At 41.7% G+C, this 23,406-nt stretch carries 18 protein-coding genes; 1 reads left to right on the top strand and 17 read right to left on the bottom strand.

Annotation, left to right across the window (positions count from 1 at the left end; genetic code table 11):
* Positions 1-50 precede the first annotated feature (50 nt).
* The 12 genes from B6K08_RS11895 to murB form a co-directional block, all read right to left on the bottom strand.
* Entirely contained in the window at positions 51-680 is a 630-nt protein-coding gene (locus B6K08_RS11895) for a hypothetical protein (RefSeq protein ID WP_039211108.1), read from the bottom strand.
* A gap of 185 nt (positions 681-865) precedes the next feature.
* Positions 866-2,539, bottom strand: coding sequence for a biosynthetic-type acetolactate synthase large subunit (ilvB, locus tag B6K08_RS11890; protein ID WP_080326222.1), 1,674 nt, complete (start codon positions 2,537-2,539; stop codon positions 866-868).
* Positions 2,540-2,561: 22 nt separating this feature from the next.
* Entirely contained in the window at positions 2,562-3,629 is a 1,068-nt protein-coding gene (gene leuB / locus B6K08_RS11885) for a 3-isopropylmalate dehydrogenase (protein ID WP_039211104.1), read from the bottom strand.
* Between the two features lies 1 nt (position 3,630).
* Positions 3,631-4,131, bottom strand: a complete 501-nt coding sequence (locus B6K08_RS11880; protein WP_039211101.1) for a 3-isopropylmalate dehydratase small subunit — start codon at positions 4,129-4,131, stop codon at positions 3,631-3,633.
* Position 4,132: 1 nt separating this feature from the next.
* Positions 4,133-5,392 (bottom strand): 3-isopropylmalate dehydratase large subunit, encoded by a 1,260-nt coding sequence (gene leuC / locus B6K08_RS11875; RefSeq protein WP_039211099.1) that lies wholly within the window; start codon positions 5,390-5,392, stop codon positions 4,133-4,135.
* 121 nt (positions 5,393-5,513) lie between these two features.
* Positions 5,514-6,530: a ketol-acid reductoisomerase gene (gene ilvC, locus B6K08_RS11870; protein WP_039206075.1), complete on the bottom strand. Its 1,017-nt coding sequence runs from the start codon at positions 6,528-6,530 to the stop codon at positions 5,514-5,516.
* Positions 6,511-7,041, bottom strand: coding sequence for an acetolactate synthase small subunit (gene ilvN / locus B6K08_RS11865; protein ID WP_027397196.1), 531 nt, complete (start codon positions 7,039-7,041; stop codon positions 6,511-6,513). Before ilvN ends, ilvC begins: the two co-directional genes overlap by 20 nt.
* Positions 7,042-7,301: 260 nt before the next feature.
* Complete coding sequence (locus B6K08_RS11860; RefSeq protein WP_080326221.1) at positions 7,302-8,720, bottom strand: hypothetical protein; 1,419 nt, start codon at positions 8,718-8,720, stop codon at positions 7,302-7,304.
* Between the two features lie 43 nt (positions 8,721-8,763).
* On the bottom strand, positions 8,764-11,652 hold the full coding sequence (locus tag B6K08_RS11855; RefSeq protein ID WP_159446778.1) for a two-partner secretion domain-containing protein: 2,889 nt from the start codon (positions 11,650-11,652) through the stop codon (positions 8,764-8,766).
* Between the two features lie 44 nt (positions 11,653-11,696).
* Positions 11,697-13,370: a ShlB/FhaC/HecB family hemolysin secretion/activation protein gene (locus B6K08_RS11850; protein WP_080326229.1), complete on the bottom strand. Its 1,674-nt coding sequence runs from the start codon at positions 13,368-13,370 to the stop codon at positions 11,697-11,699.
* 194 nt (positions 13,371-13,564) lie between these two features.
* Positions 13,565-14,029 carry a CYTH domain-containing protein gene (locus B6K08_RS11845; RefSeq protein WP_080326219.1) on the bottom strand — a complete coding sequence of 155 codons (465 nt, stop codon included), beginning with the start codon at positions 14,027-14,029 and terminating at the stop codon, positions 13,565-13,567.
* A complete protein-coding gene (murB, locus tag B6K08_RS11840) occupies positions 14,029-14,946 on the bottom strand; it encodes a UDP-N-acetylmuramate dehydrogenase (RefSeq protein WP_080326218.1) in 918 nt (305 codons plus the stop codon). Before murB ends, B6K08_RS11845 begins: the two co-directional genes overlap by 1 nt.
* A 190-nt stretch (positions 14,947-15,136) precedes the next feature.
* On the opposite strand from murB, the gene B6K08_RS11835 reads away from it, so the two are divergent.
* Entirely contained in the window at positions 15,137-16,765 is a 1,629-nt protein-coding gene (locus B6K08_RS11835) for an SGNH/GDSL hydrolase family protein (protein ID WP_080326217.1), read from the top strand.
* A 93-nt stretch (positions 16,766-16,858) separates the two neighbouring features.
* Here B6K08_RS11835 and B6K08_RS11830 read toward each other — a convergent pair whose 3' ends face one another.
* The 5 genes from B6K08_RS11830 to B6K08_RS11810 all read right to left on the bottom strand — a co-directional run bounded on the left by B6K08_RS11830 (position 16,859) and on the right by B6K08_RS11810 (position 23,043).
* Positions 16,859-19,339 (bottom strand): ATP-binding protein, encoded by a 2,481-nt coding sequence (locus B6K08_RS11830; RefSeq protein WP_080326228.1) that lies wholly within the window; start codon positions 19,337-19,339, stop codon positions 16,859-16,861.
* Positions 19,340-19,465: 126 nt separating this feature from the next.
* Positions 19,466-20,218, bottom strand: a complete 753-nt coding sequence (locus B6K08_RS11825; protein WP_080326216.1) for a response regulator — start codon at positions 20,216-20,218, stop codon at positions 19,466-19,468.
* Between the two features lie 68 nt (positions 20,219-20,286).
* A complete protein-coding gene (locus B6K08_RS11820) occupies positions 20,287-21,132 on the bottom strand; it encodes a DUF7005 family protein (protein ID WP_080326215.1) in 846 nt (281 codons plus the stop codon).
* A gap of 110 nt (positions 21,133-21,242) precedes the next feature.
* The gene (locus B6K08_RS11815; RefSeq protein WP_080326214.1) at positions 21,243-21,605 is read right to left on the bottom strand and encodes a hypothetical protein; all 363 of its coding nucleotides are present in this window, start codon (positions 21,603-21,605) and stop codon (positions 21,243-21,245) included.
* A 274-nt stretch (positions 21,606-21,879) separates the two neighbouring features.
* On the bottom strand, positions 21,880-23,043 hold the full coding sequence (locus tag B6K08_RS11810) for a Bcr/CflA family efflux MFS transporter (protein WP_159446777.1): 1,164 nt from the start codon (positions 23,041-23,043) through the stop codon (positions 21,880-21,882).
* Positions 23,044-23,406 lie beyond the last annotated feature (363 nt).

The following is a 23,406-nucleotide window of genomic DNA, read 5'->3' as shown; positions in this document are numbered from 1 at the left end:
TATCAAAATACAACATAATTATCAATACATGTCAATATTTGTCAATATCATTACCAGCTATATGACAGCTTTACAAGGGCCCGGTGGTCAACAATATCATACCCCACGCCCACACCTATATATTGCCCGTCCTTGGTTATCTTCTTTGATATGGAGAAATCAACCTGACGGACTCCCCGTTCATTTATGTCCGGGGCTATGGATATGGTTCTAATGACAGGCTTGTAGGCTTGAATATTGTACTGGTTCAGCTCTACGGGCTGGTCCTTGTCCTTCTTCAATTCTGCCAGATTAACCTGTTTGTCCGGGTCGTTCTTGTCCGTTATGATAGCAAAGTCCGCCTTTGCTTCCTTCCTTGCCTCGGATGCAGCGGCCTCGGCTTTTCCCCCGGTGGTCTGCACCACATAAACTGGTTCCTTCTGAGTTTCGTATATATATTTGATTTCCTTGGCCACGGCCCTTGCCTGGGTACTGTCCACTGTTACCCCGGCCTTTTCCGCTGCCTTCTGTACCCCTGCCGGGGTTTCAACTGTGGTCTGGCTCTCCTGCACAATGGTTTCGTCGGCCTTGAAATACCTGTTATATAGCCACAGCCCCAATGCGACTATCAGGAGCACCACCACAAGAGCCGCCCCGGCCCTTATTAAATTACTTCGACTCAGCAGTTTGTTTTTTTCCATCTCCAGCACCTCTAAAAAAATAATACTACCGTTCCGCCCCTCAAAACGAAGGCGGAAGAAATGACGGAAAACAACCACCAAGCCCCGAAAAATCAAAGGAACACAATTATTTTATACTTATCGGAAGTGAAAGTCTAATTTGACTCCCCTAAAATATAACAGCCATAGGCTTTATACATGCAGATTTATTTAAAATCTACAAATTCATTAATTTTTGCCCCGCCCTTGGTCATTGGTTCCACAAAGCTCCTGTGGAGATTTACCACGATAACATGTGGCTTATCCGCTTCATTAAGGCATTTATTAAAGGCCACGGCAAAATCATCCGGTGTGGAAACGCTGTAGGCGTCAATGCCAAAGCTTTTAGCGTAAGCGGCATAATCCATATTATAGTCAAATTCACAGGCAATATACCGTTTATCATAGAATACGGTTTGGAGCTGACGAATCATCCCCAGGCTGGTGTTGTTTACTATAATGGAAATAATTGGCAGATTAAGTCTGGCTATTGTGTAATACTCATTACCAGTCATCTTAATGCCACCATCTCCAGCCACATGAATTACACGACGCTTGCTTCCCTGAGTAACATAAGCCACCTGGGCACCCATGGCAGCAGGCAGACCATACCCCATGGTACCCAACCCGCCGGAGGTAAACCATGTGCGTGGTTCTTCCACCCGTAAATGAAGGGCGCACCACATCTGATGCTGTCCTACATCTGTGGCGAAGGCAAATTCCTTCCCTGCAGTTGCCTTGGCAATATGATGCAGGGCCCAAGGCAGAGTTAGACGATTTACATCGTAGTCGTATGCAAATTCTGAATTTAAGGAGCGAATTTCTGCCCACCAGCTGTCCAGCTTCTTCGTTGGCTCCCGCCGCATAAGCATAGCCAATATAGTCTTCATATCACCGGCCAAGCCAATGGAGCTGGGAATATTTTTGTCTATTTCAGCCGGATCAATATCCACATGGATAAACTTTGTATTGGCAGTATATTTGTCAACATTTCCCGTTAAGCGGTCAGCGAAACGACTTCCCAGTGAGATAATAAGATCCGCCTTATATATAGCACTGTTAGCCTCTTTTTTCCCGTGCATTCCCGTAAAGCCCAATACATTTGGATGGGACATGGGAACACCGCCTATACCCATAAGGGTAAATACTATTGGCAAATTGTAATGCTCAGCAAAGGCAATAACCTCTTTGGTGGCGCCAGCGGAAATCACACCACCTCCCGCTATAATGACAGGTCGTTCTGCATCACAGATAACCTGGGCAGCTTCTGCGGTGCAAATCTTAAAGTCCGCATCTGGCTCAGCTGGCTTCTTTTCTACTGTCTCTGCTTTAGGAAACGGCGCTTCATTTAGAAGAATATCCTTTGGAATATCCACCAGCACTGGACCTGGCCTGCCACTTTTGGCAATTTTAAAGGCTTCTCTGAGGGTTTCTGCCAATATTTTTGGATTTTTTACCTTGTAATTGTGCTTGGTAATGGGCATGGTTACGCCCATGATATCAGTTTCCTGAAAGGAATCAGTACCTAAAAGACTGGTATCCACCTGCCCAGTAATAGCCACAAGGGGAATTGAATCCATAAATGCAGTGGCAATACCAGTTACCAGATTGGTGGCTCCAGGCCCGGAGGTGGCAATACACACTCCCACCTTTCCCGTTGCCCGGGCATAGCCGTCAGCTGCATGGGCCGCATTCTGCTCATGGGTCACCAATATCTGATTTATATTTTTCTCATCATATAGGGCATCATAAAGAGGAAGAATCATTCCTCCGGGATAACCAAACAGGGTATCTATCCCCTGCTCCTTTAATATTTCAACAACTATCTGAGCACCCTTCATGTGAGTATACCTCCATTAGAGATTAGAGACAGTCTATAACTGCCTGAGTCATTGTGGCTGTATCAGCCTTTTTAAAGCCTTCATGCCAAAGATCTGCTGTGCGCCAGCCGGAAGCCAATGCCTTATCGCAGGCTTCCTCCACTGCTCTTGCTGCTTTTTCTTCCTTTAGTGAATATCTGAGAAGCATAGCTGCGGAAAGAATTGTACCTACAGGGTTAGCAATGCCTTGTCCGGCAATATCAGGAGCGGATCCGTGAATTGGCTCGTAAAGGGATGTGAGTTCACCGATGGAGGCAGATGGCATCATGCCGATGGAACCTCCTAAAACTGCTGCTTCATCACTTAAGATATCCCCAAAGAGATTACCGGTCAATATTACATCAAACTGGGTTGGACGAACAGCCAGCTGCATAGCAGTATTGTCCACATAGAGATTGTTAAGCTCCACATCAGGATAATCCTTGGCAACCTCTGCAACAGTGCGTCTCCAAAGTCTGGAGGTGGCCAGTACATTGGCCTTGTCTACAGAAGTAACCTTTCCGCGGCGCAGCTTTGCAGTTTCAAAGGCCAGCCTGGCTATACGCTGAACCTCAGGAACAGAGTAATTCTCCAAATCCCAGGCTCTTTCGGCACCATTATAAAGCTCAGACTCACATTTATCTCCAAAGTAAATGCCACCCACCAGCTCACGGACAATGACAATATCACAGCCTTTGATGCGGTCTGGCTTTAAAGGAGAATACTCCACCAAGGAATCTGCAACCTTTACAGGACGAAGGTTGGCATAGAGTCCCAAGCCCTTTCTAAGACCGAGAATAGCTTTTTCCGGACGCAGACCTGGTTCCACATTATCCCATTTATCTCCTCCAACTGCACCAAACAAAACACCATCAGCGGCTTTGCAGGCCTCAAGGGTATCATCCGGAAGTGGAACGCCAAATTTATCGTAGGCAGTTCCACCAGCATCCTTGTATTCATATTCCAGCTTTAAACTGAATTTTTCTGCTGTCTTTTTTAGCACCTCAACGGCTGAGTCGGTAATTTCCTTACCAATTCCATCACCGGGAATAACAACAATTTTTTTAGCCATATTATTTCTTCTCCTTAATGTAATTAATAAGGCCTCCAGCCTTGGCAATCTCCTGTACGAAGCCAGGAAGTGGCTGGGCATGGTAGGTTTCCCCTGTGGTGAGATTTTCGATTACACCTGTGGAAGGATCCACCTTTAATTTATCTCCGTGACTTATTTTCTTAACATCATCACCGATTTCCAATAATGGCAGACCAATATTGATGCCATTTCTATAGAAAATACGGGCAAAATCAGCTGCAATAACAACAGGAACCCCGGCAGCCTTAATGGCTACAGGCGCATGCTCACGGGAGGAGCCACAGCCAAAATTCTTGCCCCCCACCATTATATCTCCTTCTACAACATTGGTGGCAAAGGGAGCATCCTGATGCTCATCACTATCCTCCATACAATGGGCTGCCAAATCCTTGGGATCAAAGGAGTTTAAATATCTTGCGGGAATGATAACATCAGTGTCAATATTATCACCGTAGCGCCAAACCTTGCCTTCGTGTGCCATATTATTCAACCTCCTCTGGAACAGCAATCCTTCCAAGAATAGCACTGGCAGCAGCTACATAAGGACCGGCCAGATATACCTCGGAATCAACATGGCCCATGCGGCCACGGAAATTACGGTTTGTAGTGGATACTGCCTTTTCACCGGCTGTCATAATACCCATGTGGGCACCTAAACAAGGGCCGCAGGTTGGAGTGCTGACAGCACAGCCTGCTTCTACAAAAATGTCTACAAAGCCAGCGTGAATGGCGTCCATATAAACCTTCTGAGAGCCAGGAATAATAATACAGCGTACATCAGGATGTACCTTATGTCCATTAAACACTTCTGCCGCCTGCTCCAAATCCTCAAAACGTCCATTTGTACAGGAGCCGATAATTACCTGATCTATCTTGATTTCTCCAATTTCAGAAACAGGATGGGTATTTTCTGGAAGATGAGGGAAAGCCACCACTGGAGTCAGCTCCGAAAGGTTAATAGTAATAACCTTTTCATATTGGGCATCCGGGTCAGCTTCCACAGGGGTAAAGTCATAATCCACTCTCCCCTTTACGTATTCTTCAGCAACCTTATCATAAGGGAAAATACCATTTTTGCCACCAGCCTCAATGGCCATATTGGCGATGGTCAAACGGTCAGTCATGGTAAGCTCAGCAACACCTTCTCCGGCAAATTCCAGAGATTGGTATAAAGCTCCATCAACACCAATTTTACCAATAAGGGTTAAAATAACATCCTTGCCACATATATTCTTTGGCTTCTTACCAATGAGCTCAACCTTGATGGTTTTTGGAACCTTAAACCAGGCTTCACCAGTGGCCATGGCCACACCAAGGTCTGTGGAACCAACTCCTGTGGAAAAAGCATTTACCGCTCCGTATGTACAAGTATGGGAATCCGCTCCAATAATGCACATACCAGGAGCCACAATGCCCTTTTCTGGTAAAATAACATGCTCTATTCCTACACGTCCAACTTCAAAATAGTTTTTTATCTTGTTTTCCTTGGCAAAATCACGAACAGTTTTCGCCAGACCTGCAGCTTTAATATCTTTGTTTGGCGTAAAATGGTCTGGTACCAAGGCGATTTTTGTATTATCAAATACTGGACGGCCTATTTTGGCAAATTCCTTAATGGCCGGTGGCGCAGTAACATCATTGGCCAATACCATGTCCAGCTTACAAGTAATAAGCTGACCTGGTACAACAGATTCCAGTCCCGCATGCTGGGCCAGAATCTTTTCGGTCATATTCATACCCATAGTTTGTCCCTCCTAAATGCACAGCTCATTTTCAAAAAACGGCTTACACCAGAATATGGCGTAAGCCGTTCTACATTTAGATTATTCTATATTCGAGGAAGAAAACCTCTTTTATTCTAAATTAGTCTTTGGAAAGGTCAGCTCCATCCTTCAGCCAGGACATCATGCCACGGAGCTTGGCACCAACTTCCTCAATCTGATGCTCAGCATTGAGACGGCGCATAGCATAGAAGTTAGCCCAGCCACCAGCACGATTATCGGTAAGGAACTTGTTGGCAAAGGTACCATCCTGAATTTCCTTCAGTACCTGCTCCATAGCCTTACGGCTTGGCTCACCTACAACGCGAGGACCGGATACATAATCACCGAACTCAGCGGTATTGGAGATGGACTTGCGCATCTTAGCCATACCGCCCTCATACATCAAATCAACGATGAGCTTCATTTCATGGAAGCACTCGAAATAAGCAATCTCTGGCTGATAGCCGGCAGCCACCAAGGTCTCGAAGCCGTTCTTGATGAGGGAACAAACACCACCGCAGAGAACAGCCTGCTCACCAAAGAGGTCAGTTTCAGTTTCTTCTCTAAAGGTAGTCTGGATACAGCCGGAACGGGTACCACCAATACCACGGGCATAAGCCAATGCCAGCTCAAATGCATGGCCGGTAGCATCCTGCTCTACAGCAAATACATCCGGAACACCGCCACCCTCAGTGAAGGTACGACGTACAAGATGGCCAGGACCCTTAGGGGCAACCATGAATACATCCACATCCTTTGGTGGAATAATCTGCTGGAAATGAATGTTGAAACCATGAGCGAAGGCGAGAGCTGCACCAGACTTCAGATTAGGAGCAATCTCATTTTTGTAAACATCAGCCTGCTTCTCATCTGGAATCAGGATCATGACAATATCTGCAGCAGCGGTAGCCTCACCAACTGGCAGAACCTTCAGGCCCTTGCTTTCAGCAACTGCCTTGGAACGGGAGCCTTCATAAAGACCAACAACCACATTCAAGCCACTTTCCTTCAGGTTCAATGCATGGGCATGACCCTGGGAACCATAACCAATAATGGCAACAGTCTTATCCTTAATAACTTCCCAATTAACATCCTGATCATAAAAGATTTTTGCCATAATACTCTCTCTCCTCACAATATTCTAGTATAGTATGCTCCCCACGCTCCAAGCCGGTAAAACCGGTCTGGATGACCTCTAAAACCTTGTAGGATGAAAGGACTCGGTTAAAGGCCTTCACCTTGTCCTCACTACCCGTGATTTCAAAAATCAATGTGGTAGGCTGCACATCAATGACACGAGCTCCGAAAAGCTCCGCCATTTTTAACACATCCAATCGGTTGGTATCGTCTGCCTGAACCTTGATAAGGGTCATAATCCTGTATACGGAAGATCCCTCATTTAGTCGTTTCACAACCTCCACGTCCGGCAGCTTCCCCAACTGCTTCATCACCTGATCAACGATGTTTTCGTCACCGCTGACTACCACTGTAATGCGGGAAAACTCACTTTTTTCCGTTTCCCCTACAGTGAGGCTTTCTATGTTAAATTCTCGCCTGGAAAACATACTGGCCACTCTCACCAGTACGCCTGGCTGGTTTTTAACCAATACAGATAAAACATGCTTCATAAATCCCTCCAGATTAACAAAAACATGTGTATATTATCACGCCAATATGCAATTTTGTCAACACCAGAAGGACATATTTTTTGTAAAATTGTTATATTTATTGCTTTTTTGTATATCTTGACTGCACATAAGTTCATATTACAAAAATGGCAGGGGCTAATGCCTAGAGCAATTAGGGCATGAAGCGTAAAGAAACTTTTAGGTTCATGACCGACGCTCTAGGCAGTAGTCTCTGCCATTAATAAATAATCTTTTTAAACTTATTCTGCAACAGCTTCAGCATCACCACTAATGGTAATTTCAGTATTACCATTTACCAAGCTGTCTGGCTCAATTGTGATGGTTGTATGCTCTACTTTGGCATCTTCAACATTAATACCGGTGTCCTCTACGGTAATAAATCTGATACCATCACGGGCTTCCTTAGGATTGTAGCCACTATAACGTATTTTCTTACTTTCTTCAGTGGCACCATTCTTGCTTTCTTCTGCTGTTTCCTGAATCTGTTCAGCAAAATGCTCGTCATCGATATTTTCAAAAACATCTGGATGATGATGTGCTGTATTATGAGGCTTAACTGGAGTTAAGATTTCTCTAAACATTTCAGGATTTGTTTCAGGAGTAAAATTATCAGGAAGCGTTTTACTGCCTGATCTTTTAGTAACTACATTGTCCGGAACAATATCTAATGTACCCTCGTTACTGTAGTGAAGCTCGTAATTTTTTTCGATGTCTTTGCCATCCAGCTCCACATCACCCAGTTTGTAAGAGTAAATAGCATATTTACCATCGGATTCCTTGTGAATAAGAATATCCGTGTTTTTATCAATAACCCTTGACTCGGTATCTTTGCCGGCATTAGTTACATTAGTATTTGCTTCCAGCTTTGTAATTTTATCTGATGGGATTGCTTTTTTACCTTCATTTTTTACAGGAATATTATATTTGTCATTATGATAATCAAAGCTCTTTAAATTACCATTATTGAGGGTATCACTGCCAGAATCAGTATTTCGCCGCAGGGCATAATATTCATAAATACCCTTAGAGGTATCCTCACCATATTTTTTAGTACCTACAAGTCCAACATCAAGTCTTGCTTTATTAACTGTAAGTTTATCAGTAAAAGCAATTCTGTAGTTATAGTTATTTTCATTCTTCTTAGTAAATGTAGGATTGCTAAAGCCCGTTGTATATGTACCAGCATCAAGACTATTGCTGTCAGAATTATATTTAACGCTAGTGGCATCAACATTGTACAGATTTTCAAGAGTATCACCCTTGGCAAAAGTTTTTGTGACTTTCATGGCATATTTACCACTATCAGCAACAGGTTTATCCGCAAACTCAGCACCTACAACGGCATTATTTCCATAAGTCTTTTCTCCAGTTACGGAAACAGTTACTGTCTTTGGTGTGATAATCATGCGGGCATCATCACTAGTGTAATAACCGTGCTGCGGAGACCACATGGTGGAATTGTCGTAGGTATATACGGAAATATGCTCTTGGTCATCATTTCCAGTTACCTGGCCTGATTTAATAACCCAGTCGCTAGCCTTATAACCACCCATAACAGACTTTAAGGTACCATATTTTCCAGTGGTTGAATATACATCTTTACCATCGCCATGATCAAAGAAGGCACCGCCATAATAATTGTTCACATCAGTGGTCATAAGGTTATGAACTGTACCATCATATTGGTACTGACGGTTGATGTTAATCCATTTTCATGAAATGATTAAGCAACGGAGTGGAAGAATTGTTGTATATGGTCCAGCCATTGCCTGTATTTTTATAATTGTCGCTATTATCCTTTTTACTTGTCCACTTAAGAATATTAGGGCTTTGAGCCTCATAAAGGGTCTTGGCTGTAATTCCTTCCATAGTGGATCCTTCTTTATTGCCCACAACCTGATCTTGTGCAGTAACTTTTGTACCATCATTTTCAGTGGTTACATAGAAGCTGTCATTTACGCTGCCAGCCTCATACTTACCTACAAAGGCCCCAACATTAGATGCGTCTTCATTGGCCTTAACCCGACCGGCATTATACACCTGGTCCATGGAACCATTAGACATGGTACCTACAATACCACCTACATTTTCAGTACCGGTTACAGTAGCATCACGATAAGCAAGGCGGTTATTGTATACGCGCTTACTTTCATCGACTTTCTTCAAGTCTGCAGGACTTATTGCAGAACCATTTTTCAACCAGGTCTGGTTGGCATGGTCATAGGTATAGGAATCATTACCCACCTTAAAGCCATAATATTCTGCATAATTAGTGCTTGTTTTTAATACAGTGTTATTATCAGCATTATAAGCCTTGGTAATAGAGCCACCAGACATGGATCCCACTACGCCACCAACATTGGTAGAACCTTCAATATTACCGGCATTATAAGACTGGTCGATAGCACCACCAGTCATGTTACCAACGATACCACCTACATTAGTAGTACCATTAACCCTACCATATATAGAAGTACCAGCACCTACGGAAGCTTCACTGACAACGGAACTACTGCTTAAAGCAGCATTTTCATTGGTGTTATAGGTATACTGTATTGTTCCATTTTCCAAGGTGCCTACAATACCGCCTACATCTTCGTTACCCTGAACTGATCCGTTGGAATAGGATTCAATAATAGCTACAGCAGCTGATTTCATGGTAGTATCTTTTGCAGTATTATCACCAGTGGCAAATTGATTGTCTTTGGTATTTAAAGAAGAATTAATATAACCAGCCAATCCACCAGCAGATTTACCATTTGAATTGATAACACCACTATTATTGCTCTTATATATGTTATTGCTGGACCCTTCATCACTTCCGCCAGCAGCTCCACCAGAAAGGCTGCCAACGAGGCCACCTACCTTATTGTTACCGCCAATCTGGTCATTATTACTGGAAAAACGGATAGTACCACCATTAAATATTTCTCCAACAATACCACCAACATTATCATTACCAGTAATGTTATTAGTTTCGGAAATAACATTGTTGGCTGGTATACTCTTTCGGACGGAAATACTGCTAAATTTAGAGTAGTCAGTGGCCTGCCCGGCGATACCGCCTACATTATTTTTACCAATAATATTGGAGTCAACTAAATTCATAGACCAGAAGGAAGCCTTCTTAGCCACACCAAATAAGCCCACATTATCCTCATCTGGGCGATTTATAGTCAAATCGGTAATAGAATAGGTATTGGAGCCACCATGACCGGTGAAACCACCATGGAATACATTATCGGTGGAGCCAATGGACTTAAAGCCTTTGCCATCATTCCAATATTTGGTATTTTCAGCTTGAAAGCTAGTACCCTGAGCGTAGGAACCGCCCATATTGGCTTTGTCAGAATACTGGATTGCTTCCATCTGATAAAGGTTATTTACCAGCATATGATAGCCCTGATTCTGGATACCACGAGTTTGGGTAACAGCTTTCTTGTCATCGCTACGGCTAAATTCAGTAAATATCTGTGCTACCTTGCTCTTATAGGCTTCGGCCTCTTTGCTGTAATTGGTATAATCCTTCTGAGTATAGTTAGTTGCATTTGCACCAGTGATACCTAGACTTTCTACCGTTGCTTCCTTGCTAACAATATCAGGATTATAATATATTCCAACACTATGTGAAGCTATCTGAGGCGCATCTTTATTGTAATCATAGTTCAGATATACCTTAGCAGCTTTACCATCCTTATTAACATCATCAGCGTTCTGGTCAGCTCTTAGTGTAATGGAACCTAGTCTGGTACTGCTATCTCCCTCCACGGAGAATTCCTCTGTACCTACAGTTTTATCACCGGAAATAGTGGTAGAGGTTACGGCCTGCAAGGAGCCCTTTTCACCAACAGTAATATCCCCATCAGCCACCAGCTTTATGGTGTTATTAGCAACAGAAAAACCTGTAGCCAGCTGAATACCATCCAAATTAAGTGGCGAATTTTTTAAATTCTCCTTTAACTTGGCCATTAATGCATCATTATTTTTGATATCAGATAACATTTTATCCATATATTCGCCATTGGTGGATGCATTAATTTTGCCATTTATAATAATATTCTCATTTTTTGTACCATCTTGCTTGAAATACAGCTTACCATTTTTGAATTGCTCAGCATCAATATCAGCAGTAGATATAACTACACCAGCCGCATTAACCTCTGAACCCTCATAAAACATTGTTCCATTAGGATTTACCAAAATAAAAGAACCAATGGAATTAATATGACCGGCAATTTCAGACATGCCACCAGCCTCATTTACCCGATTAAGGGTCATGGCTGCCACATTTGGCTTTCCATTAAGGGTCTGGATAAAGTTTACCGTGGCATCTCTGCCTACATTAAAGGAATTCCAGTCAATAATTGCCTTATCAGTGGTCTGTAAAATATCCATTGTAGACTTAACAGCTTGATTTTCTTCAGTTGCTGTTGTAGTAGAAATGGTAACATCACCATAAGCAACTTTATCGATGTTTGGCAATGCATCATTACCAACCTCAGCATACCCCACTCCAAAAGGTCCATAGCACAAGGTAGCTGTAGCCAGCCCTAATATTATTTTTTTACTTAATAAATTTCGATTTGTCATTATAAAATTACGTCTCCATTTAATTATTGATAATGAAAAAGTATTTAAATTTTCTTTACAGCCTGGAACCACCATATACCATCCATATCATGACCGTAGCTGTTTGAATAACGATCACCGATAGGCATAGCATAATCAATTCGTACATACCAGTCACCCGGCTGCTGATAAATAAGTCCAAGGCCTGCACCCTGAAGATAACGGGATTCACTATTGCCAAATGGATTATGATGGACCATATTTACCCAGCCCACATCATAAAATGCCGCCAGCTTGAAATTTGAGTTACCTAAAGTCTGACGCAGCTCGAAGGAGCCCAGAAAACCGTCATCACCGCTGGCTTCACCCTGTGGGAATGCCCTTACACCATTGTAGCCGGCAATATAAAACTTCTCGGAGGAATCCAGATTATTCCACGACTTCTGCCATGACAGAGTAAGATGGGCTGTCAGTTTATCATTTAACTTTTGAATATGATAAAAATCAAAAGTGGTCTTCTGATAGCCACCCTCTGTACCAAGTACATCTCCGTCCTTAGCATAAGGAGTATCCATTACAGCACGTCCAATGGTGTGCATAACCTTATAATTTGAGGCAAACCATTTGGTACGATAATCTCCGTCCAAGCCGAAGCGTATGCCATAAAGATGTCTTTGGGAATCGGTATTCCAGAAGCCAATACGGTCTGTCAGTCTGGTATATTCCACATTGAATCTAAAATATAAATTATTATCCAAAGTACGCTTTAATGGTGTTCGTGTAGCCAGTCTAAAAGTATCTGATTTACCATAAGCATGCAACGGACGATATTTCTCACCCAGCTCATAGTCTGTTCTGTAATATTCCAGAGAGGCAAAGGTACCATAATTAAAAACAGGCAACTCATATTTTATGGAATAATTCTGCAAATCATCATATTGGGTACTGCGCATATAACCAAGCTGGAGCTGATCCCCCACGTGACTCAGATTATTCCAATGGTACAAAGCACCAATACGATTTCTGCCTGTGTAGTGGTTGCCAAAATTATCCACATAAATAAAGCCACCCTGCTTTTCCGTGGTGGTAAGTTTGAAAACAGTATATGCCTCACCATTGGATTTTCCCGGTGACAGAAATGCGTGAGCCTTTACGCCAGGTATATCATTTAAAATGAACAGCATCCGATCCAGCTCATGCTTATTGATAACTCTGTCCTTCTTGGCTCTATGGGTTAATCCCTCTGCTCTGCTTGTTAACAGTTCAGAGGAGTTATCAAAGGAAATATCATCATAAGCGCCTTCCATAACCTCTATTGTGACTATTCCCTCTGTAATATTTTGAGTTGGCAGGTACGCAATGGTAGTCATATAGCCATGCTTACGATAATAATCAGTGATGGCCTGACTTACTTGCAGCATATCATTAAAGGTCATTTGTGGAGTAATAAGGTGTCCCACCTGCTCCATCAGCTCACTGCTGGAAAAAATGGTATTGCCCTCCAACCGCAATTCCTTTACCTTGACCTTAATTTTATTATCACCCAGCTTCTGCTGGCCAAGGTCAATATTAACCTCTACATCATCAGTATCAGATTTAGGCTTCCAATTTCTCTCCTTATTTATATTTGAAGAAATAACACCAGCATCCGGCATTTCAAATGGAGCTGCTGTAGCCTCATTATATGGCAGCATCAAAAGGGAAAGTCCCAAACCTAAAAAACTTAATTTCCTACTCATAATATAAAGAATTAATCACCTCAACGTAATAAATAACCTATTTTTACACAACAGTTTAAATTATACCACACAATTTTACTATGTGCATAAATCAAAAGTCCTAATTCTTTTATTATTAATAACATATTAATCATAATAGTTAAAATTATTTTTTAAAAGTAAATAAAAAAGAACCAGTATTAACTGGTCCTGATTTACCATGTTACATAAGGCTTTAAACATAAACTGGAATTATAGTACCGCTTATCATCCGACACTTCCCTGTCAATCCAGTCCGGCAACTTCACTTCCTCATCAACAGAAGCTAGCTCCACCTCCGCCACTATAAGGCCCTCATTATCACCGAAGAAAACATCAATTTCCCATGTGTGGCCCAAATGCTCCTCTATATGACGTGTTTTTTCTATAAGTGGCTTATGACATAGATTATCAAGGAGCTTGGTAGCATCCTCAAAGGGGATCTCGTATTCCATTTCCATACGGGAAATCCCCTTATTTTCACCTTTAATGGTGAGATATGCTTTTTTTCCTTTGGTACGGACACGAACAGTGCGCTCCTTGTCAGTACAGAGGTAGCCTTGACGAATACTTACGCCTTCATCCTTGGGTTGCCATTTATCTTTATTTATGAGGTATTTACGCTCTATTTCAATACCCATTACTGCTCTCCAATAATACGAACCTCTGGATAGAGCTTTACGCCCTTTTCCTTGTATACCCTATCCTGTACTTCCTTTATAAGGTCAAGAACATCCTGGGCTGTGGCATGGCCGGAATTAACCACGAATCCAGCATGCTTAGTGGAAATCTGGGCACCGCCAACCTGCAGGCCCTTCAAGCCAGTGCTGTCAATCAAGGTTCCAGCGTAGTAGCCCTCGGGACGCTTAAAGGTACTGCCGGCACTTGGCATTTCAAGAGGCTGCTTGCTTTCACGACGTGCAGTATAATCGTCCATCTTGGCCTGGATTTCGGCTTTATCCCCTGGCTGAAGCTCAAGGGTAATCTCTGCAATAGCCTGGCCATTGGCCTGGAAAACACTGTGACGATAACCGAAGTTAAACTCATCAGGACCATAGGTCAATATCTTGCCAGTTGCTGTTACAGTCTTTACCTCCGTAACAACATTCTTCATTTCCCCGTCATAAGCACCAGCATTCATGAATACCGCACCGCCCAGAGAACCAGGAATACCACAGGCAAATTCCATACCAGTAAGGCTGTTTTCAGCGGCATACTGGGAAATATGTTTAAGATATGCGCCAGCACCAGCAATGATCTTATTCCCTTCACAACGCTTGTAGGACATTGGTGCATGGAATTTAATTACTGCACCTCTGATGCCTTTATCCAAAACCAACACATTGGAACCATTGCCGAGAATGGTAAAAGGAATATCGCACTGATTCATCAGCTTAATAACAGACTGAAGCTGATCCATGCTACCGGGAAAAATAAGATAATCAGCAGGACCACCAATATTAAAAGTGGTGTGCTTGCTCATTGGTTCATTTATATAAAACTGTTCTACAGGTAAAATTTTCTTTATGCCATCAACAAATTCCTGATTAATTTCCATTACATCATTTCTCCAATTAGTAAATTTGTTCTTAACAACTTAATTAGCCTCTATATTATACTCGTTTCCTGCCAATTTGAAAAGAGTTGATTCCTGTTACTTTATAACGAAGATTTCGCTTATGGAAAAATATGAATAATTAGGTTATAATCTACATTGTGAGTTTATTATAATTATGGGTGAATTTTTAATGCGTAAAATAATTGTGGGTTTTATCACTTTTCTTTTATTAACACTATGCTTCACAGCATTATGTGTGTTTTTAACAGAGAAAACGGATTTATTTAACTTAAAGAATTTTAAAATAGAGGCCACCTTCACTGAGGAAAACGGCAAGATGACCATGGACTGGACCCGTTATCCATATCCCTGCTTTTATAAGGTGGATGTTTATTCAAAAACCACTGGTAAGGTGCCGAACAGCCCTGAATATCATCGGTTAAAAGAGGAATATACCTTTGAAAATAACTATGATGTTCCTACTACTGCGATACCTACCTACTATAAGATTACAGCCTATGGTATTTTTGGCAAGCTGTCCTCTGATGAAATCTTTGTAGCAAATCCAAACTACAATAATCCAATTAGACCTATTCCAATATATAAATATACTGCAGATAATCCGGCCAGCCCTATTCCATATCTTGTATGGCACAGCATTCCCGATGGAGTTCTTTATGAGCTGGAGCTTCTTTCTGGTCCACCGGATGAGGAAAATACTATTACCTTATCCACGACCAACCATCTGATGTCAACCCAGAAGGTATTTACCAATGGTATTCAAATAGATCTCAGACCTTATCTGAATCAGCCTCGCCTTTTCTGGCGTGTCAGGGCACTAAATCTCCGAAAGGAGCCTATTGGCGTATTCTCCACAGCTGAGCAGATTATGGTGGATTCATCCAAGCCAATACCTAATAAGCCTCTCCTTAATAATTTTGATGTAATGCCAGGCTTTAAGCAGCCAATTTATCCTGTATTCCACTGGATACCAATGTATGGTGCTGACAGATATGAGGTTGAGCTTATGGCACAGCCTCCTGTGGAGGAAAACAACACAGTGGCCACACCTCATCGTGCCTGGGCAAAGACAGTAACCGATTCCTTCAGCTGTTATGATGAATATCCTAGAAGATATGCCGGAAAATATTATTGGCGTGTACGAGCTGTAAATTTAAAGGGCGAAACCATTGGTGTATTCTCCGATACAGATACCTTTGAGGTTGAAAATCACCTCACCCGTCCGTTTGCTGCAGCCTTTGGCGACAGTATTACTCACGGCGGCGGTGCTGTATCCTTTTCTCCTTGCAGTATGCAATACAGCTATACCACATATCTTGATTTCCCTGCCATTAATATTGGTCGTAGTGGCGATACATCAAAAATGTCCCTTGATCGCTTTGACAATGATGTTTTGCCAATTAAACCAGTTAATCTTATGATACTTACGGGCTCAAATTGTCTTAGGGATTCCTATATCACAGCTGAAATGGTAATTGCAGACCTGGAGGGAATTTACCAAAAGTGTGTATCCAACGATATCAGGCCTATTATGCTTACACTGCCGCCAATTAATCCGGCTAACATAATGCTGGCATTCAGAACACCTACGGATCCTAACTGGTATTCCAAAATGGTGAAAATCAATGCCTACATTAAGACCAAGCCATATTATATTGATCTGGAACCATATTTCTATGATTCCACTCACACCTTTATGGATCCGGCCTTTGCCAATGACGGGCTTCATCCTGATATAATGGGCAAAATGATTATGGCGGAGGTTATTAATTCCCACAAGGAAGTATTTAGGCAATAAGCAAGATTTTTTGATTCATAAATATTTTCAGTAAAAAAATACCAGTCATCGAGGCTGTAAACCTTGGTGGCTGGTATTTTGTATTGTGTTCAATTATCTATTGGATAACAGGGTTAAGATGGCTTCAAAATCTGAATTCTCTGCCGCAGACCTTATCTTTTGGCAAAGCTCAGCATCTGAATCTGGAATACGATAGCCTTCTATTTCTGCAAATACAGCCTCTATGCTTTCTGCATCATTGGCTTCGGCGGATGCCTTGACCTCTTCATATACAGTGTCCATCAGCTCTGCATCTGCCTCAGGCATATCATCCTCCGTATTATCGTTGGCATCCTCTGCCACATCATTTGCAGCATTATCCTCCGCATCATTTTCTGTGAAAACTAAGGATAATGGCTCCTTAAAGCTCCTGTAGGTCGCTATAAAGTCTTTATGATGCTGGTTGATATAATCCAAATCCCCAGCCTTGCCGGCGTTTTCCAGCAGCTGGGCCTCCTCAGCAATGGCCTCTGCTCCAATAAGTCGGGCCGAGCTCTTCATTGCGTGTACTTTGATGGTGTAATCATTGATATTACCATCAGTATAGAACCCATCAACAATACCTGTATCTTCCTCTATGGACTCGTAGAAAATCTTCAGCAATGGCATATAATATTCTGAACTGCCGCTGTTTTTTATTCCGACAGCCAAATCAATCCAGTCCTGATCCTTAAGCGGTGCCAATTCGGCAGGGAAATTGTCCTGCTCATCCTCATCATCGGTATCAACATCATCTTCCCCCGAAATTATTAGTTTATCCCCTGGGAGATAAGCCATCAGCATATCCTCCAGCTTGCTAGGATGAATTGGCTTGGTAAGATAATTATCAAAGCCAGCAGCGATGTACTGCTCTCTTGCACCGGATACGGCATTGGCTGTAAGACATACAGACACGGTGCAGTCATTCAGTCCCTCAGCTTGCTCTTTAATCTCATGTAGGGTTTCGATACCATCCTTACCAGGCATCATGTGATCCAGGAAAATCATGTCATACATTTTGCTCTTGGTCATCTGGAGTGCCTCGTCACCACTGTCTGCTGTATCAATTTTTATCTTGGTACGCTTCAGAAGACTCTTGAATACTGTCAGATTCATCGAATTATCATCCACCACTAATACATTAGCATCTGGTGCCGTGAACTTCTCCTTATATTTCTTGTGCTCCTTTAAAAGCACATTAACGGATGTCCTATAGTCTCCCAATGGCTCCCACTTGCCAACCTTCTGCCGCAAATCGAAGAAGAAGGTGCTTCCAACACCATAGGTGCTTTCTACCTGCAAGTAGCTTCCCATCATGTCCAGCAGATTTTTGGTAATGGTCATGCCAAGGCCGGTTCCCTCGATATTTCGATTGCGCTTTTCCTCTATGCGCTCAAATTTGGAGAATAGCTTTTCCATATCCTCCGGCTTTATACCGATACCCGTATCCTTCACCTTCACATGAAGAATGATACAATCAGGGTCATCTTCACAACGATCAAATCCAACAGAAAATGTCACACTGCCTGTTTCTGTATATTTTACCGCATTCGTCAGAATATTTGTGATAACCTGCTTTATACGTACCTCATCGCCAAAAAGCTGCTTTGGTATATTTGAGTCAAAATTAACATTAAATGCCAATCCTTTGTCGTCAGCCCGGTTGTGAATCATTATTACCATATCATTAAGGGTGGATGATAGATCATAATCCACAGGAATAATATCGATTTTACCAGCCTCAATTTTCGAGAAATCCAAAATATCGTTTATCAGCCCAAGGAGGGTATTACCAGAGCTACGTACATTTTCCGCATAAGAAAGGATATTCTCATCTTCGCATTCACGAAGTATCAGCTCGTTCATGCCCAATACCGCATTAATTGGTGTACGGATTTCATGGGACATATTGGAAAGGAATTCGCTCTTGGCCTGGGATGCCTGTTCGGCAGCCTCTTTTTCACGGCGCAGGGATTCCAGACTGGCCCGACGGTATTCCTCCATGCGTTCACTAATAACAAAGGTATGCAGCAGACAGGTGCCCAGTATATAACCAATGGTGTACATAGGAAGGAAAAGAAATTCCAGTTGTAAAATAAGGGCCACTGCTATAACAAGGCCAAAGAAGCAAATGGTACGATGACGCTTCTTTATGGTACCTTCCAACCTTAGCATAGCACTAAAGGTATAGGCTGTGGTCAATAGGAACAGTACAATCTGGAATATAAGCTGTGCGTATCGGGCAGGACATGCATGGTATTCACCGGCATCATCAAACCAAAACAGCACAGGAGTAGATATGCTGGCAAGAGATGCCAGTGTAATAACTACAAAGAAAATGCGTCCCGCCCAGAGAAGGAACTTTCCAAATTTGTGTTCCTCCCCTAAATATGTAACCACATACCGCGTCCAAGTGAGTATGCCCGCAGCCATGACAATATAGTATATAACCACATTGGCAAAGAGCAGGTTAAATAAATTCAGCTCACTAAAAACGCCCCATAGTGTATCGGAAATATAGTATGCCAAAACAGCAAACAGAAATCTCCTATACATTTTTATTGCAGGAAGATTTTGAGTTTTGCCATACTGAAATAAAATATCATAATTTACAAGCAAAAGAATGAGTATAGCCAGTAGTCCAATTAAAGCCAGATAAAACATAGAGATTGCCCCTCTCCATTACTTTGTAATAACGTCCCGTATACTCTCCAGCAAGCTGCTTCTGGTAGTGGACTTTAAAATATAACCGTCTGGCTTAAGGGCCATAACCCGTTCAACCCCTTCTCTGGTACCCACACCTGTCAGAAATACAACAGGGATACGTTTAGTGGACTGCTCCTGACGCAGCATCTGGAAAACCTGTGGTCCATCCACCACCGGCATCTCATAGTCAAGTAAAATCAAATCCACCGGAGTTTTAAGCAAAAAGGTGATGGCATCCATTCCAGTTGTGACACTATATACCTGATAATCATCCTTTATCCATTCTGTAACCATCTTGGAGAAGGATGGATTGTCATCCACAATGAGAATTTTTTTCTTTCCCCCGGTGTAAATAGTATTTAAAACAACCTGCTCCAGCTCATCCATCTTGAGCGGACGGTCCAGCCAGGCAAAATGTTCCAGGCGATGATTATGCTGCATCAGACGCTGACGGTCCTTCTTCTCACCAATCAGCAGCATATTTGTACTGGTATACCATAGCTGTTCCTGAATGTTGTCCAGTATCTCCATTTCCTCCTGATCATCGGCAATATCCCCTGGCAGATAGGTAACGAACAACAATGCGGATTCTGCCATTTCCTTAATTTTGTCAAATTCACCTACAACTGTTACTACATTGTAGCCACACTCCTTGAGCTTTCGCTCAACAGCCTTTGCTACTACACTAGGTTTAAATAAAATTAACACAATGCTAAAATCTATATCCATATCTAGGCACCCCCTATATTATTTTCTGCTTTTCTATCAATTCTATGTGTATGACCTTAATTCCTTCTTTATCTTAAGTCATTGTTCCCCAATCTGTCAAAGATACTTTTACCAGCCAATGCTGTTAATATTTTTATTTTATTCTCCTGACGGGATAACCTAGTTTGAATTTCTGTTTCCACATTATCAAGTACGATATTCACTGCATTATATATTTTTCCCCGTTCTTCCTCCGGAATACTTGCAACATAAAATGACAGCCTGCCGTTACAAGTATCCTTTCCTTTTTCCAGACCGAAGAACAGGCGTTGTCTTTCAGCATAAAAATTGCCAAATGCTGCTATCTGACCAAAGCCATCGGCAACAATTTCATCCAGAGGATGATTTTTCATACCACCAAAAAGGCGTAGCGTCTCATAGTGAGCGCTTTCATGGGCAAGACGAAGCTTTTGGGACAGCACAAGCCACTCCTCTAACGGAATCCCCATTTTTTCAGGTAAAATATTGCTATAAGGGGCAAAATTCAATAGGATAATACGATGTCTATAAATATTCGTAGCTTTTGTCTGCATTGTAAAAGCATTTACTGTTGCAGGAAGCTCCCTGATATTTTCCCGACCATTTAATAATGCATCCATATAAAGAAAATCCCTGTGGCTCTTGGTGGTAATAACTGGAAGCCGTCCACCCAGGGTTTCAGCAAAGGAAATACGTAAATCTTCCTTATTTTCCCATTGATAATTGAAAACCGGGAGTCCAAAGGCCTCCTTTAAAAAATCGAGTACATATTTTTCATCTGCCTTTTGCCACATAGCCACATAAGGCTCATCATCAAGTGGTAATTTTGGTAATTCATTAGGTACATCATAACAATGCTTTAAATAGTTTATATATGCTTCTTCCTGCAAATTCATAATCCATCCTTAGTTTATCTAAAATATAACGAGCTAATATTTATTATCAAAAACAGCCTCCCGAAAATGAGAGGCTGTTTCATTTATCGTAATTTTTTTATACCTTTTAATTAAAGATAGGTATTTACACCATTAGGCTGCAAAATAATGGTATTTACATCATTTACATTAACGTTACGCCAATCCTCGGTGTCACCATTGGTGTAATGAACCTTGAAATCCCAAGTCTCACACAATGCCCAACGATCAAAATCTATAGTAACAGTGGTGCCGTTTTCCCAAACGGAATTACCAAGTACATCTTCATACCACTGATTGCTGATGGTAGGTGAGCAATTTAATACCACGATAGTATAACCGGTATTATTAACCAGTGCCAACTCCTTGGCATCTGCAGTGGATGAACACATGAAGGTCAGGCCTAAAACCATAACGAAAGCTAAGAACAATTTGTGCAAGTTAAATTTTCTCATAAACAAATTCCTCCTGTTACATAAAATTGATAAAAAACGGAAACAATTATGATACTGCTTTGTATTTACCAGTAACCGCCTCCTCCAGATACTAATCTATACCACAAGGTTATCAAAAATATCTTGTTTTTTTATTTCTACAAAAAATATCAGATTCCTTTTTTAATAAATTAAATTTATGTATTATTTTGAAAATGCGAAAGTATAAGCTCTGTCCCATAACCTTATTTCCTTCTTTATATTTGGTCATTATTCTCTAATTTTTAGAGTCAGATTAGTTTATTCCAGCATTACAGACGATTCTTTTTGCGAACTGCCACAGAAAGAAGGAAAAGGCTATCGCAGTCAACATAATAACAGTCAAACCATGAATATAATTTGGCCATGGCAGAGAAGCCGCCATCATACCGGCACTACCAAATATAGTCTGAACAAACTTGATAACCGATGAGGCTGTACCAGCATTATCCTCTGTGATGCTTAATAACCAGTTCATGCAGTGAGCTTTGGTTATTGAATTTCCCAAAGTAAAGGGGAGGTAACACAGCAGAAATATAACAGCTCCATTTTGCCCCATAGTAAACAAGGCTAAACCACTAAAAATAGCAAATAAATAACAAATGTGAGTTAACCTAAGCTTGGATAAACGGATGCTTAATTGCAGATATAATAAGGGACCCAACATGGAAACACCCGCATTTATAGCGTAGAAATGACTGTAGGTTTGTGGTGACAAGCCATAATTTTCAATGTATATGAAAGAAGATAGATTTATGTAGGCCATAAACGGAGTCGAAAAGCAGGCGAATACCAAAAGAAGCAGTATAAATTTTTTCTGGTGGGCAACAGCCAGAAGCAAAGACATAGACTTTATCATAGTTCCATGGTAGCGTTCTTGGGGCACCAATGTTTCTGTAAAAAGATATGCCAACAAAAAATTAATTATACCTAAGATAGTCAACAAAACAAAAGCTCCATGCCATGCAGTGAAGGTCAGCAGCAACCCACCAATGACAGGAGCCGCCATTGGTGCTATTACCCCCAAAGACTGAGTAACAGCCAGTATCTTTTTCATGACCTCACCATGGAACAGATCCTTTATCAGTGCAGTTGATATGGTTATAATCGCCCCTGCACCGATTGCTTCAAAAATTCGTCCCCCTATCAGGATATATATATTAGGTGCCAATGCACAAATAGCCGAAGTAATGGTAAATACGGAGGTTCCAAATAATAAAACGGGACGCCGTCCATATTTATCACTTATAGGCCCAAACATTATCATTGAAATGGCATAAAATATAAAAAAGGCAGTGAGGGTAACACTCACCAGTGCCTGAGGGGCATTAAAATATCCTCCCATTTCCGGCAAAGCAGGCAAATATAAATCGGTTGACAGTGGGACAAACATATTCATGAAAGCAATAAAAGCTATCATAAATTTTCCAGTTATGTATTTTTGATTTACAGAAGCTTTATTTATAATAATCACCTCTCCATATAGTCAAGTGTTTTCTTCAGTAAAATCAATACTTCTTTGAGTCCTCATAATGAATGAAGCTAAGGTTATGGAGTGATCTTCACCTCATACAGGGCAGATATATAGTGTTAATGGGTATACCAAATAAAACGTCATCACTAAACTATTTTAAATGGCCTCGATGTAATACCCATCCCTATATGGCAGCTCACCTCTCATGTCCAACAGGATCATCCCAACAAGGGGAGTCCTCACTTCCTTCGTTCTGCCTATCCATAACCAGGGTGCCAGCTTAGCTATTCATCAGGGTCATGCCCTCCG

The sequence above is a fragment of the Anaerovibrio lipolyticus DSM 3074 genome (genome assembly GCF_900141865.1).
GTDB lineage: Bacteria > Bacillota > Negativicutes > Selenomonadales > Selenomonadaceae > Anaerovibrio > Anaerovibrio lipolyticus.
This window is presented reverse-complemented; position numbering and strand designations above follow the sequence as displayed.

What these genes read in the sequence shown, in the direction of transcription:
- B6K08_RS11895 (WP_039211108.1), bottom strand. Translation starts at nt 680, where the DNA reads ATGGAAAAAAACAAACTGCTGAGTCGAAGTAATTTAATAAGGGCCGGG.
- ilvB (WP_080326222.1), bottom strand. Translation starts at nt 2,539, where the DNA reads ATGAAGGGTGCTCAGATAGTTGTTGAAATATTAAAGGAGCAGGGGATA.
- leuB (WP_039211104.1), bottom strand. Translation starts at nt 3,629, where the DNA reads ATGGCTAAAAAAATTGTTGTTATTCCCGGTGATGGAATTGGTAAGGAA.
- B6K08_RS11880 (WP_039211101.1), bottom strand. Translation starts at nt 4,131, where the DNA reads ATGGCACACGAAGGCAAGGTTTGGCGCTACGGTGATAATATTGACACT.
- leuC (WP_039211099.1), bottom strand. Translation starts at nt 5,392, where the DNA reads ATGGGTATGAATATGACCGAAAAGATTCTGGCCCAGCATGCGGGACTG.
- ilvC (WP_039206075.1), bottom strand. Translation starts at nt 6,530, where the DNA reads ATGGCAAAAATCTTTTATGATCAGGATGTTAATTGGGAAGTTATTAAG.
- ilvN (WP_027397196.1), bottom strand. Translation starts at nt 7,041, where the DNA reads ATGAAGCATGTTTTATCTGTATTGGTTAAAAACCAGCCAGGCGTACTG.
- B6K08_RS11860 (WP_080326221.1), bottom strand. Translation starts at nt 8,720, where the DNA reads ATGACCACTGATGTGAACAATTATTATGGCGGTGCCTTCTTTGATCAT.
- B6K08_RS11855 (WP_159446778.1), bottom strand. Translation starts at nt 11,652, where the DNA reads ATGACAAATCGAAATTTATTAAGTAAAAAAATAATATTAGGGCTGGCT.
- B6K08_RS11850 (WP_080326229.1), bottom strand. Translation starts at nt 13,370, where the DNA reads ATGAGTAGGAAATTAAGTTTTTTAGGTTTGGGACTTTCCCTTTTGATG.
- B6K08_RS11845 (WP_080326219.1), bottom strand. Translation starts at nt 14,029, where the DNA reads ATGGGTATTGAAATAGAGCGTAAATACCTCATAAATAAAGATAAATGG.
- murB (WP_080326218.1), bottom strand. Translation starts at nt 14,946, where the DNA reads ATGGAAATTAATCAGGAATTTGTTGATGGCATAAAGAAAATTTTACCT.
- B6K08_RS11835 (WP_080326217.1), top strand. Translation starts at nt 15,137, where the DNA reads ATGCGTAAAATAATTGTGGGTTTTATCACTTTTCTTTTATTAACACTA.
- B6K08_RS11830 (WP_080326228.1), bottom strand. Translation starts at nt 19,339, where the DNA reads ATGTATAGGAGATTTCTGTTTGCTGTTTTGGCATACTATATTTCCGAT.
- B6K08_RS11825 (WP_080326216.1), bottom strand. Translation starts at nt 20,218, where the DNA reads ATGGATATAGATTTTAGCATTGTGTTAATTTTATTTAAACCTAGTGTA.
- B6K08_RS11820 (WP_080326215.1), bottom strand. Translation starts at nt 21,132, where the DNA reads ATGAATTTGCAGGAAGAAGCATATATAAACTATTTAAAGCATTGTTAT.
- B6K08_RS11815 (WP_080326214.1), bottom strand. Translation starts at nt 21,605, where the DNA reads ATGAGAAAATTTAACTTGCACAAATTGTTCTTAGCTTTCGTTATGGTT.
- B6K08_RS11810 (WP_159446777.1), bottom strand. Translation starts at nt 23,043, where the DNA reads ATGATAGCTTTTATTGCTTTCATGAATATGTTTGTCCCACTGTCAACC.